The sequence below is a fragment of the Sinorhizobium kostiense genome, assembly GCF_017874595.1.
GTDB classification, from domain to species: Bacteria; Pseudomonadota; Alphaproteobacteria; order Rhizobiales; family Rhizobiaceae; genus Sinorhizobium; species Sinorhizobium kostiense.
Genome location: NZ_JAGILA010000005.1, coordinates 192026 through 204198, shown reverse-complemented (window position 1 = coordinate 204198; position 12173 = coordinate 192026). Strand labels below are relative to the sequence as shown.

At 62.7% G+C, this 12173-nt stretch carries 11 protein-coding genes and 1 pseudogene; 4 read left to right on the top strand and 8 right to left on the bottom strand.

Annotated elements, in window-relative coordinates; genetic code table 11:
• Window positions 1-12: 12 nt before the first annotated feature.
• Window positions 13-1884 carry a M3 family oligoendopeptidase gene (locus tag J2Z31_RS18875; RefSeq protein ID WP_209603351.1) on the bottom strand — a complete coding sequence of 624 codons (1872 nt, stop codon included), beginning with the start codon at window positions 1882-1884 and terminating at the stop codon, window positions 13-15.
• Between the two features lie 198 nt (window positions 1885-2082).
• Here J2Z31_RS18875 and J2Z31_RS18870 point away from each other — a divergent pair, with 198 nt between their 5' ends.
• Together J2Z31_RS18870 and J2Z31_RS18865 are read left to right on the top strand one after the other, a co-directional pair.
• The gene (locus tag J2Z31_RS18870; protein ID WP_209603349.1) at window positions 2083-3624 is read left to right on the top strand and encodes a sigma-54-dependent transcriptional regulator; all 1542 of its coding nucleotides are present in this window, start codon (window positions 2083-2085) and stop codon (window positions 3622-3624) included.
• A gap of 179 nt (window positions 3625-3803) precedes the next feature.
• On the top strand, window positions 3804-5615 hold the full coding sequence (locus J2Z31_RS18865) for a DUF882 domain-containing protein (RefSeq protein WP_209603347.1): 1812 nt from the start codon (window positions 3804-3806) through the stop codon (window positions 5613-5615).
• 70 nt (window positions 5616-5685) lie between these two features.
• On the opposite strand, the gene J2Z31_RS18860 is transcribed toward J2Z31_RS18865, so the two are convergent.
• The 3 genes from J2Z31_RS18860 to J2Z31_RS18850 form a co-directional block, all read right to left on the bottom strand.
• Window positions 5686-5952 carry a DUF2312 domain-containing protein gene (locus tag J2Z31_RS18860; RefSeq protein ID WP_209603345.1) on the bottom strand — a complete coding sequence of 89 codons (267 nt, stop codon included), beginning with the start codon at window positions 5950-5952 and terminating at the stop codon, window positions 5686-5688.
• Between the two features lie 120 nt (window positions 5953-6072).
• Window positions 6073-6378: a DUF1244 domain-containing protein gene (locus J2Z31_RS18855; RefSeq protein ID WP_209603343.1), complete on the bottom strand. Its 306-nt coding sequence runs from the start codon at window positions 6376-6378 to the stop codon at window positions 6073-6075.
• Window positions 6375-7190, bottom strand: coding sequence for an N-formylglutamate amidohydrolase (locus tag J2Z31_RS18850; protein ID WP_209603341.1), 816 nt, complete (start codon window positions 7188-7190; stop codon window positions 6375-6377). The genes J2Z31_RS18855 and J2Z31_RS18850 overlap by 4 nt, the downstream gene beginning before the upstream one ends.
• 289 nt (window positions 7191-7479) lie before the next feature.
• On the opposite strand from J2Z31_RS18850, the pseudogene J2Z31_RS18845 reads away from it, so the two are divergent.
• Window positions 7480-7860 (top strand): annotated as a pseudogene (locus J2Z31_RS18845) (DUF1036 domain-containing protein); the annotation flags it as partial.
• A complete protein-coding gene (pyk, locus tag J2Z31_RS18840; protein ID WP_209603340.1) occupies window positions 7860-9299 on the top strand; it encodes a pyruvate kinase in 1440 nt (479 codons plus the stop codon). The pseudogene J2Z31_RS18845 and the gene pyk, both read left to right, overlap by 1 nt.
• A gap of 215 nt (window positions 9300-9514) precedes the next feature.
• On the opposite strand, the gene J2Z31_RS18835 is transcribed toward pyk, so the two are convergent.
• From J2Z31_RS18835 to purE, 4 genes are all read right to left on the bottom strand, one after another.
• Complete coding sequence (locus J2Z31_RS18835; RefSeq protein ID WP_209603338.1) at window positions 9515-10120, bottom strand: tetratricopeptide repeat protein; 606 nt, start codon at window positions 10118-10120, stop codon at window positions 9515-9517.
• 92 nt (window positions 10121-10212) lie between these two features.
• Window positions 10213-10338, bottom strand: coding sequence for a type B 50S ribosomal protein L36 (ykgO, locus tag J2Z31_RS18830; RefSeq protein ID WP_034855034.1), 126 nt, complete (start codon window positions 10336-10338; stop codon window positions 10213-10215).
• A gap of 259 nt (window positions 10339-10597) precedes the next feature.
• A complete protein-coding gene (locus tag J2Z31_RS18825; RefSeq protein WP_209603336.1) occupies window positions 10598-11656 on the bottom strand; it encodes a 5-(carboxyamino)imidazole ribonucleotide synthase in 1059 nt (352 codons plus the stop codon).
• On the bottom strand, window positions 11653-12117 hold the full coding sequence (purE, locus tag J2Z31_RS18820) for a 5-(carboxyamino)imidazole ribonucleotide mutase (RefSeq protein WP_209603753.1): 465 nt from the start codon (window positions 12115-12117) through the stop codon (window positions 11653-11655). Before purE ends, J2Z31_RS18825 begins: the two co-directional genes overlap by 4 nt.
• Between the last annotated feature and the right edge of the window lie 56 nt (window positions 12118-12173).

Below are 12173 nucleotides of genomic sequence, written 5' to 3'. Positions count from 1 at the left end.
GCTGCGGCGGGCTCACGCTCTATCAAGCGCCTCCAGCTCGTCGATCAGCCCCTCAACCATCGACAGGCCCTGTGCCCAGAACGACGGATCGGCGGCATTGAGCCCGAAGGGTGCGAGGAGCTCGGAATGATGCTTGGTCCCTCCGGCCTTCAGCATCTCGAAATATTTCTCCTGGAAGCCGCTCTCGGCATTCTGATAGACGGCATAGAGCGAATTCACCAGGCAGTCGCCGAAGGCATAGGCATAGACATAGAAGGGCGAGTGGATGAAGTGGGGGATATAGGCCCAGTAGCTCTCGTACCCCTCGGAGAGCCGGATAGCCGGCCCGAGGCTTTCGGCTTGGACGGAGAGCCACATCGCGCCAAGATCATCCGCGGTCAGCTCGCCTTCCTTTCGGGCGGTATGGACCTTGCGCTCGAATTCGTAGAAGGCGATTTGGCGCACGGCCGTATTGATCATGTCCTCCACCTTCTGCGCCAGCATCGCCTTGCGCTCGCGCCTGTCCGTGGTCCGCTCGAGGAGCGCACGGAAGGTCAGCATCTCGCCAAAGACAGAGGCCGTTTCAGCAAGCGTCAGCGGCGTTGAAGCCATGAGCGCCCCTTGTGCGCCGGCCAATACCTGGTGGACGCCATGCCCGAGTTCGTGGGCAAGCGTCATGACGTCGCGGGGCTTGCCCATATAGTTGACGAGCACGTAAGGGTGCACCGAAGGAACCGTCGGATGGGCGAATGCGCCGGGAGCCTTGCCGGGCCGGACGGGCGCATCGATCCAACGCTCGTCGAAGAAGCGCCTTGCAATCGCCGCCATTTCCGGGGCGAAGCCGTGATAGGCCGAGAGCACCGCGTCCTTGGCAGCATCCCATGGAATAAGCGCATTCGGGGTTTCGGGCAGGGGGGCGTTGCGATCCCAGAATTCCATCTCTTCCATGCCGAGCCACTTGGCCTTCATGGCATAGTAGCGGTGGGAAAGCCGAGGATGGGCTGCCTTCACCGCCGCGGCCAGCGCGTCCACCACTTCCCGCTCGACCCGGTTGGCGAGATGCCGGCTATCGGCGATGTCCTTGAAGCCGCGCCAGCGGTCGGAGATTTCCTTGTCCTTGGCAAGCGTGTTGGTGATGAGGGTGAAGGTGCGGATGTTCGCCTTGAACGTCTCGGCAAGTGCCAGGGCCGCCTTCTTGCGTTTCTCGGAAGATGGATCCTGCAGGAGGTTCAGCGTCACTTCGAGAGGCAGGGCTTCGCCATCGACCGAGAAGGTGAGCGAGGCGATTGTTTCGTCGAACAGCCGATTGAATGCGTTGGCGCCGGTCATCGACTTTTCGAGGAAGAGCTGCTCCAGCCTATCTTCGAGCTGATAGGGCTTATCCTTGCGCAGGTCGAGGATCCAGGGCTTGTAATGGGAAGCCAGGCCGTCGGCTTCAAGCGCCGCATCGATCACCGCGTCCTCGATGCGATTGAGCTCCAGCGAAAAGAACAGGAGATGCGCCGAGATGTCGGTCAGCTTCGATTGCACGTCGCCATAGAGCTTGCCATTGGCCGGGTTCGACGTATCGGAAAAATAGGTGAGCCCGGCAAAGGAGGCGATGCGGCCCATCAGTTCCTCGAGCGCCTCGAATTCCCTGACCGCCGCACCGATGCCGTCACCGCCGGTTTTCTCCGCGGCGGCTTGCGCAAGCCTGCCCTTCCACTTCGCCTCGAAGGCGAGCGCATCTGCCTCTGCCTTCGCCATGTCCGCGCGGAACGTTTCGGAGTCCGCGGCGGTATAGAGATCCTCGAGTCGCCAGGCGGGAAGCTCGCCGAGCCCTGCCGCCGCGCCCCCTGCCTGTCCTGGGTCGGGGTGCGCTGCGGAGCGGCCGAAGCCGGCGACAAGGGGGGAGGCGAAGTTCATCGGCGTTTCTCTCGTTTGGGTCTTCCGGCCGCACGGGCTGCTGGCAAGCGATATGGGGCCCATTGCTATCGCCGGCAATGGATAAAATGCAAGCGTTTCTCAAAACATGATGTTCAGCCCTCTGTGGCACGAATGATGGCATGAATTGGCACATGAAGTTGGCCAAGAGTACCCGCATGTCCAGAGCAGGAGGCTTTCGTGACATCCCATATTCTTGTCATCGATGACGATCCGGTGCAGCGTCGGTTGCTGACGAACATGATCGAACGGCTGGGCCATGTCGCACATGTGGCGGACAACGGCCGTAGCGGGCTCGAACTGCTGGGTCGCAAGGGCGGCATCGTCAACGTCATCCTGCTCGATCTCCTGATGCCCGAAATGAACGGGCATGGCTTTCTCGAAGCGCTCGCCGAACGCGGCGTCGATACCCCCGTCATCGTTCAGACGGGGCAGGGCGGCATCGAGACGGTCGTGCAGGCGATGCAGGCCGGCGCATTCGATTTCCTCGTGAAGCCGGTCTCACCGGAAAGGCTGTCGATCGCGATCGGCAATGCCCTGAAGATGGCAAGCCGCGACGGAAAGGTCAAAACCGCTCGCCGGCCGCGCGGCGGCGCGGTCGGCTTCGACGATATCGTCTCGGCCAGTCCGGCAATGATCCGGGTTCTCGATCTCGCGCGCCGCGCAGCACAATCGAACATCCCCATCGTGCTCGAAGGTGAATCCGGCGTTGGTAAGGAGATGGTGGCGCGGGCGATCCAGGCGGCAAGCGATCGGGCGAACAGACCGTTTGTGACGGTTAATTGCGGCGCCATTCCCAATAATCTCGTCGAGAGTATCCTCTTCGGTCACGAGAAGGGCGCATTCACCGGCGCCACGGAGAAACACGGCGGCAAGTTCGTAGATGCGGATGGCGGCACGCTGTTCCTCGACGAGATCGGCGATCTGCCGCTCGAGGTGCAGGTGAAGCTATTGCGTGCAGTCCAGCAGGGCGAGATCGAAACCATCGGGGCGCGTCAGCCGCAAAAGGTCGACGTGCGGCTGATCTCCGCCACTAACAAAGACCTGATCACCGAAGTGCGCGAAGGGCGCTTCCGCGAGGACCTCTACTACCGCCTCAACGTCTTTCCGATCACAATTCCTGCACTCCGCCGGCGCAAGGAAGACATCCCGGTGCTCGTGCGCGCCTTCGTGGAGCGCTTCGCCGCCGAACAGAGGCTCGATCAATGCCCATCGGTCTCGAGCGGAGCGATGGCATTGCTCACGGCCTATGATTGGCCGGGCAATATCCGCCAGCTCGAAAATGCGATCTTCCGCGCCGTAGTGCTTGCTGGAGGCAACGAGCTGACGGTGAAGGATTTTCCGCAGATCGCCGCCCAGATACCGGGCTATGTCATGGCTGATCGCGGCGGCATCTCCTGGGGCGAGGCGGGGCCGGAGCGGCGGGTGTTGGCCGAACTTTCCCCGGCTCCCCGGCCGGAGATGGCGGTGCCCGAAAAGCCCCGCCCGCGGGAACACATGCCGGAGGCGCGTCTCGAGAATGCCATCGCCAGCATTGACGAAGGCGGAAACGTGCGCAAACTTGCCGAAGTCGAAGAGGAACTGATTCGCTTTGCCCTGAAGTTCTATCGTGGTCAAATGAGCCAGGTTGCACGTAAACTCGGCATCGGTCGCTCGACGCTCTATCGCAAGCTCAAGGATTACGGCATCGATCCAGACAATCCACTGCGCGAAGCGGCCTAATACGAGCTATTCACAACCCGTTGCCGTGCCAACTAGCCACTACCCGTTTAGAGCTTGTTAGTAAACCGTTCACTATATTATAAGGAGCGGTGATCACTGTGGCATATATGCCATGCTGTCACCTTAATTGACAGTCATGTGACACAACAAAGCACGGTTGTCCGTCGGACGGGGATTGAATGCCATATTTGTTCGGTTTGGAGGAACCAGTCGGTTCCCTCGCGCGCAGACTCTGCTCGGCGGTCGTCCGAAAGGTTCCGCGGGTTCTCACCTCCATCGCCCTGGCATGCTCTCTGGTCACGCCCGGCATGGCACCTCCTGTGGAGGCTGCCGGCCAGACTCGCACCTTGAAGCTCTATTATATCCACACCGGAGAAAGGGCGCAGATCACCTTCAAGCGCAATGGCCGCTATGATCCGAAGGGCTTGGCTCAGATCAACCGGTTCCTGCGTGACTGGCGGCGCAACGAGCCGACCAAGATGGATGCGCGCCTTCTCGACCTCGTTTGGGAAGTCTACCAGAAGAGCGGTTCGCGGGATTACATCCACGTCGTCTCGGCCTATCGCTCCCCGGCAACCAACAGCATGCTGCGGTCGCGCTCGAAGGGCGTCGCCAAGAAGAGCCAGCACATGCTCGGCAAGGCGATGGACTTCTACCTGCCGGACGTCAGGCTGAAGACGTTGAGAGAGATCGGCATGAAGTTCCAGGTCGGCGGCGTCGGCTATTATCCGACGTCCGGCTCGCCCTTCGTGCATATGGACGTCGGCGGCGTGCGCGCCTGGCCACGCATGACGCGCAACGAACTCGCGCGGCTCTTCCCCGACGGAAAGACCATGCACATTCCGGCCGACGGCCGCCCGCTTCCGGGCTATGAGCAGGCCGTTGCCGATTACAAGCGGCGCGTCGGCGCGTCGGCAATCGAGGTGGCCGGCGGCGGTGCCAAGGGGCCGGGCGATGTGGACGGCAAGCGTCGCAACCTCTTCGCCATGCTCTTCGGGGGCGGGGACGAGGATGAGGAACCGACGGCAATCGCTGCGGGGCCCGCTGGCGGAGCCGCGACGACCCGTACTGCCGCATCGGAAGACCAGGAGGCTCTGCCGGGCGTCGCGGGTTCCGCGACCGCATCGGCCACCGAAGACCAGCAGGATTTCAATGCTCCGGTCCCGGCCGTACGCCCGGCCTTCAAGGAGGCACCGTCTGACAGCGGCGTAGCGGTCGCGCTCGTGGCGCAGCAACAAAACAGTGCCCAGGAGGCCCTGGCGGCAGCCATGCCGCAGACGGCGACCATTCCTTCGGAATTCACGGATCTCAGCACTCTTAAAGTGCCTGTTCCCCAGATGCCCGAGCGGCGTGACCTGAACGAGATCGTTGCCAACGAGACGCTTATGGCTTCCGCGGACACCGGGATTTCGGAACTGGGCTTCGTGCCTGTTCCCGGCATACGCCCTGCGGGCGAAGCGGCTCTTGCCGCCGTTGCCGGCGCCAAGATCGTGACCCCCGCTTTGACGGACCACCCGGTGGTCGCCTCGTTCGCTGCGCCGTCGCAGGAGCGGGCGAGCACTCAAGTGGCGCTGGCGGCGCCCGCTGTCGAAGAGCCGGCCGCTGCACCTCCGATCCGCTTGGCGGCCTACGCGCCGCAAAGCGAAAGCAACAGCCGCGCGTCGATCTTCGACAGCGCCTTCGACACCCAGGCGGATGCGCCGTCGAAGGGGGCGCGGCCGAAGAAGCACGACGCAGAAGCTCAGAGCCGGTCCCCCGTCCGCACCGAGCCGAAGCTTACGCAGAAGATAATTTCCGAATGGGCGCTCTCGACGGGCCGGGTGGCTACGCTCTCGAAGCCGGTCAAGGCCCCTCGCTTCGTCAGCAGCAAGCTCAGGGCCGCGCCGACTACCGTCTATGCCGCGGGCTTTTCGGCCGGTTCACAGACGGTTGATACCGCCCGCTTCAGCGGCACTGCCGTCAATTTCATGGAAGTGAAGCGGTTCAACTGAGCCGCGTTCGAAGAGCCCAAAAAAGCCCGCATCACGCGGGCTTTGTTATGGGCTTCGATGTGCTTTCGTCTTATGCGGCGTCTTCGGCAGCTGGGACCATGCCGAGCGCCTGCAGATAGGTGTCGAGGATCGCCTCCTGCTCCATGCGCTCGTCGTGGTCCTGCTTGCGGATCGAAATGACCTTGCGAAGGATCTTCGTGTCGAAGCCCATTGCCTTCGCCTCGCCGTAGACGTCCTTGATGTCGTCCGCGATGGTCTTCTTCTCTTCTTCCAGCCGTTCGATCCGCTCGATGAAAGCGCGAAGCTGATCGCGTGCGAAGCCTTGGGCATCCGACATGGTATCTCCTTGGGGAATTGTTTTCCGGGTGCCGTCACGTGCCGCGAACAGCAGCCAAGGTCAAGGCCCATTGCGCAACAGGCGGCGGTATTTCCTCGGAAACCCCGGTTTGCCGCCAGGCTATTCCTTGGGTCGATTGCGCTCGAAGGCCGCCTTCTGCTCGTCGGATGCATCTCTTTGATGGCGTGCCTGCCATTCGTCATAGGGCATGCCGTAGACGATCTCGCGCGATTCTTCCTTGCTCATCCTAATGCCCGAAGTCTCGGCCGCTTCGCGATACCAGTTCGACAGGCAATTGCGGCAGAAGCCGGCGAGGTTCATCAGATCGATGTTCTGGACGTCACTGCGCGTGCGCAGATGCGCAACCAACCGGCGGAACGCGGCGGCCTCGAGGGCGGTGCGCTGGTCCTCGCTGAGTTCGGTCATGACAGTTTCTCCTCTTCGTCCCCGTCATAGGCGCCCGTGCGCGAGGGGTGGCGCTCATAGGCATGGAGTTCCGGCATGGCGTTGAGCTCGGCGAGGATCGGGCCCAAGCGTTCGGCCCAGGTGGTAACACCTGCGTCATCGGCGATCAGGTCCTGCCGCACCTCTATGAGCGCATGCGGAATGCCCGCCATCATGCAGTGACGGTACATGGTATCGCCGCGCAGCGCTCCGTCATAGGGCTCATTGTTGCCGACCACAATGTCGCCGGCGGATTTCAGCCGTTCGACCAGCGGAAAGACGGCGCGCGGGTCATTGTCCCAGAGCACTGCCGTGTGCCATGGGCGCTGGTAGCCCTTCCAGGTGGGCGTGAAAGAGTGCAGCGAGATTACGAGCGGCGCCTTTCCGCTTGCCGCGGCGACCTCTGCGATCGTCTGAGAAACGGCCTGATGGTAGGGGCGGTGAAAGCGGTTCAGCCGATTCTGCCACTCCTCGTCGCTGATCGGATGATTTCCGGGCACGACAGCGCCATCCGAGATCTTCATGATCAGCGTCGGGTCGTCTTCACCGCGGTTGGGATCGATCAACAGGCGCGAGAAACAGCCGAGGACCGCGGGCGCATCGAGCGCTGCCGACAACCGCCGGGTGAGCGGTTCGATGCCGATGTCGTAGGCGATGTGTCTTTCGAAAACGCTTTCCGGCAGGCCGAGGCGGCCGTATTCCAACGGGAGCCGGTTCATCGCGTGGTCGGCAAGAAGCACGAGACCTTGCGCCGAATTGCCCTTGATGAGTTCGTAAGGGGAGTAATGCCGCATTCAGTTCCAGCTTCGGTTTCTGACGTTGCAACCTGATCGCACGCAAAGTCGCCCTCCGCAAGAAAAAGGCGCGGGCAGCGCCCCATCTGTCACAGGAATGGCGAATATAACCGATTAGAGTTGCGTTGACTTTCAAGGCTGGTCGTCGCAAGAAAGTCCCACGCAAAATCAAAACGGAGTTCCGCAGGAAGCCGTGTCTAGATATCCTTCTCCAAAAGTGAAGCCGTGGTCGAAGAGGTTGGGGGCTATCGCCCTGTCTTTCCTGGCGATTTCAGGCGCGGTTCTCTTTGCCGGCGACGCTCGCGCCGATTTTCGCGTCTGCAACGGAACGCAGACTCTTGTGGGCGTGGCGATCGGCTATCGGGCCAAGGAAGGCTGGATTACGGAGGGCTGGTGGCAAGTGCCGGCAACGACTTGCGCCACGCTGATCGAGGGCGAACTCCAGTCGCGCTACTATTATCTCTATGCGGAAGATGCGGCCCGGGGTGGTCGCTGGACCGGCGACATCAACATGTGCGTCGCCGAGAACGAGTTCAAGATCGTCGGCGTTGAGGACTGCTACGCGCGCGGCTTCCAGCGCATGGGATTCAAGGAATATGACACGGGACGGCAGGGGAGCTGGATGGTTCAGCTTTCCGATACGCCCGGCACGCAGGAAAGCCAGAATTGATGAGACGGAACAGAAAAGTCAAGATTCTCGCCACTCTCGGACCGGCCTCGGCCGAGGAGCAGATGATCCAGAAACTGCACGAGTCGGGGGCCGATCTCTTCCGTATCAACATGAGCCATGCAAGCCACGAACTCATGCGAACCCTGATCGGGCGAATTCGCAGCGTCGAGGCGCGTTGCGGCCGTCCCATCGGCATCCTGGCCGACCTGCAGGGGCCAAAGCTGCGCGTTGGGAAATTTGCCGAAGGCAAGGTCGATCTCAAGATCGGCCAGACCTTCACGCTCGACAACCGCGACATTCCCGGCGACGCGACACGTGTCTTCCTTCCACATCCGGAAATCCTCGAAGCCGTCAGGCCCGGCGATCGCTTGCTGATCGACGATGGCAAGCTGCACCTGCGCGCCGAAAAAACCAACGGCAAAAGCATCGTGACCACGGTGGTTTCCGGCACGAGGATTTCGGATCGCAAGGGCGTCAGCCTGCCGGATACGCTGCTCGGCGTCGGGGCCCTGACGGACAAAGACCGTACCGATCTCGACGCGGTGCTCGCGACGGGCGAGGTCGACTGGGTGGCGCTTTCCTTCATCCAGCGCCCTGAAGATCTTGCCGAGGTACGCAAGATCGCCCGCGGCCGCGTCGGCTTGATGTCGAAGATCGAAAAGCCGCAGGCGATAGAGCGCATCGATGAGATCATCGAACTCTCCGATGCGCTTATGGTGGCGCGCGGCGATCTCGGCGTCGAGATGCCGCTCGAATCCGTTCCCGGCCTGCAGAAGCAATTGACACGGGCCTGCCGGCGTGCCGGCAAGCCCGTGGTCGTCGCTACGCAGATGCTGGAATCGATGATCTCGTCGCCGGTGCCGACGCGTGCAGAAGTATCCGACGTCGCGACCGCGGTATTCGAGGGTGCCGACGCGGTGATGCTTTCGGCCGAATCCGCATCCGGCGAATATCCGGTCGAGGCGGTCGCCACCATGGCCTCGATCGCCAGCAGCGTCGAGCGCGATCCGCACTATTCTGGCATCATCTATGCCCAGCGCACGCCGCCGGAGGCGACCGGCGCGGACGCTATTTCGCTCGCCGCCCACCAGATTGCCGAGACGCTCAATCTGTCGGCGATCGTCTGCTACACCTCGTCCGGCGCCACCGGTTTGCGGGCGGCGCGCGAGCGGCCGCAGGTGCCGGTCATCGCCCTTTCACCGATCGTCGAGACGGCACGGCGCCTCTCGGTCGTCTGGGGGCTGCACTGCGTCGTGACGGAAGATGCGACCAATCTCGACGACATGGTCAACCGGGCCTGTCGCATTGCCGTCAGCGAGGGTTTCGCCCAACCGGGAGACCGTATCATCATCTCCGCCGGCGTGCCGCTCGGAACGCCGGGCGCCACGAACATGCTGCGCATCGCCTATATTGGCTCGGATGGGGTCACCGGGGTCTGAGTTGCCCGAGGCGACGAGGGGTTAGACTATAGTCATTCAACGCTTTTGGGCGCGGTTTGCCCCTCACCCTAGCCCTCTCCCCGCAGGCGGAGAGAGGGGACTGGGGCGTCGCCGCTTGTCCCTTCGCCCGCTTGCGGGGAGAAGATGCCGGCAGGCGGATGAGGGGCATTTCCTTGGTTGGCCTATGGCGTTTTCAGCCGAGCCCGCTGCACCAATCACGTCCGGCTGCCGGCCAGCTTCTCAGACAACTCACCGAGCTGCTCCTGCGCCTTGCGGTCCGAGGGGTAGATATCGAGAAACTGTTGCCAAGCGCGAAGGGCAAGCTCGTTCTTGCCGGCCGCCTCGAGCATGGTCGCCATCCCGGCGATCGCGCCGAAATGTCGGGGTTCGAGCGCCAGCACACGGTTGATGTCGGACATGGACTTGCGGAAGTTGCCCATCTGGTAGTGCAGCGTGGCGCGGCGGTTCCAGCCCTCGACATAGTTGGGGGCGAGGACGATCACCTGATCGAGCATATCGAGCGCCATGGTCTTCTTCTCGCCGGCGATCGCCTTTTCCGCCCATTGCATCAACAGGTTCACGGTGGCGCTGCCGGAATCCTGCCATTCGAGACGAATGCGATTGGCGAGCTCGCGCGCCTTTTCCTCGTCGCGCTCCCTTTTCAGGTCGGTGAACAGGGCATTGAGGCGCTGCTGGGGCGTGGCAGGGCTCGCCGCTTCCGTTTGCGGCTGCGCCGGGAGAAGCGGCTCTTCCGCCGCCGCGGACGCGACCAACGCGGAAGAGGCCAGAATCAAGGTGACGAAAATACGCATGGCGGGCATCGTAGCCCGCCATGGAACAAGATCAAAATCAATTATCGAGGATCGCGAACGACCGACGATCGCGCCGGCGGCAGAGCGCCGCCCACCGGGCTTCAGCCCTGGCGAGCCTTGAAACGCGGGTTCAGCTTGTTGATGATGTACACACGACCCTTGCGGCGAACCAGACGGTTTTCGCGATGGCGGGCCTTCAGCGACTTGAGCGAATTCTTGATCTTCATTTTTCCTGATCCGCAGGTTTCGGGGAATGAAAATTCGCCCGGTAATTCAACAGTCAAAAGCGCGCCATTCAGCGCGCTCTTTCAAGTAGGCAGGCACATAGCGTGTCGTCCCGAACGTGTCAACCGCGGGAGCGGCGATTTTGGCGCCTGGCTTACGCAAATCTGTGGGCTCGAGCACTTCGCGATGGAGCCTCTCATGCGGGGGCGCTCGGGTCTAATTGTTGGCGGCGAAGACCGCTGCAGGCGGCCGGTTGAGGCGTCAGCCGGCTCGGAGCAGGCGTGTGAAATGCCCCATCTTGCGGCCGGCCCGCGCTTCCGACTTCCCGTAAAGATGGACCAGCACATCGGGTTCCGCCAGCAGGCCGGCGACATCGCCGATCTCGTCGCCGATGAGGTTCTGCATCACACAGGAAGAGTGACGCGACGGGTAACCAAGGGGCAGCCCGGCGATCGCGCGGATGTGCTGCTCGAACTGCGATACGACACAGGCAGCCTCGGTCCAATGACCGGAATTGTGAACGCGCGGGGCAATTTCATTGGCGACGACGCTGCCGTCGGCAAGCACGAAAAACTCGACTCCGATCACACCGACATAACCGAGTGCGTCGAGAATGGCCGTGGCTGCTTTGTTAGCGGCTTCAGCCGTCGCCTGGCCGACCGATGCAGGCACGGTGGAGGTAAAGAGAATGCCGTTGCGATGCACGTTCTCGGCCGCATCGAAGCAGGCGGTCGTGCCGTCGGCGCCCCTGGCGGCGATGACCGAAATCTCCCGATCGAAGGCCACGAAGCTTTCCAGGATGAGCGGCACGCTTCCGAGTGCGGCATAGGCGCCCGAGGCATCGTCCTTTGTGGAACGGAAAACACACTGGCCCTTGCCGTCATAACCGAGGCGTCGGGTCTTGAGCACGCCGATGCCATTGAAATCGGCAAGCGCCGCGTCGAGATCGTCCTGGCTGTCGACGGCATGGAAGTGCGCGGTGGCGATGTCGCAGCCGTTGAGGAAGCGCTTCTCGACGAGCCGGTCCTGCGCCACCTCCAGCGCCTTCGGTGGCGGAAATACCGGCCTGGATGCCGCCAGTCGCTCCGCCGAGGCGACGGGGACATTCTCGAATTCGTAGGTGATCAGGTCCGAGACTTCGGCGAGCCGGTCGAGGGCCTGCGGGTCGTCATAGGCGGCGACGATCTGGTCATTCGCCACCTGGGCGGCCGGACAGTCCGCCTGCGGCTCAAGGATGGCGGTGCGGAAGTTCAGCCGGGCAGCCGCCATTGCAAGCATGCGGCCGAGCTGACCGCCGCCGATGATGCCGATCGTCTTCATTCCTCGTCCACCGGATATTCGGCAACCGAGACGGTCTGCTGTTCGCGCCAGTCGTCGAGGCGGTCGGCGAGATCCTGGTCTGTGAGTGCCAATACGGCGGCAGCTAGCAGGGCGGCATTGACGGCGCCGGCCTTGCCGATCGCCAAGGTGCCGACCGGAATGCCGGCCGGCATCTGCACGATCGAAAGGAGGCTGTCCTGACCGGAGAGCGCCTTCGACTGCACCGGAACTCCGAAGACCGGAAGTGGCGTCATTGCAGCGCACATGCCCGGCAGGTGAGCCGCCCCGCCGGCGCCGGCGATGATCACCCTGAACCCCTCGTCGCGGGCGCCTTTTGCAAAGCGGACCAGCCGATCGGGCGTGCGGTGGGCGGAAACGATGCGGGCCTCGTAGGGGATGTCGAGCGCCTCCAGCGTGTCGGCGGCATTCTTCATCGTCTCCCAGTCCGACTGACTTCCCATGATGATGGCGACGGGCGGAGTCGTGGTTTCGGTCACGTGTTCAGCATCCGTTTCAG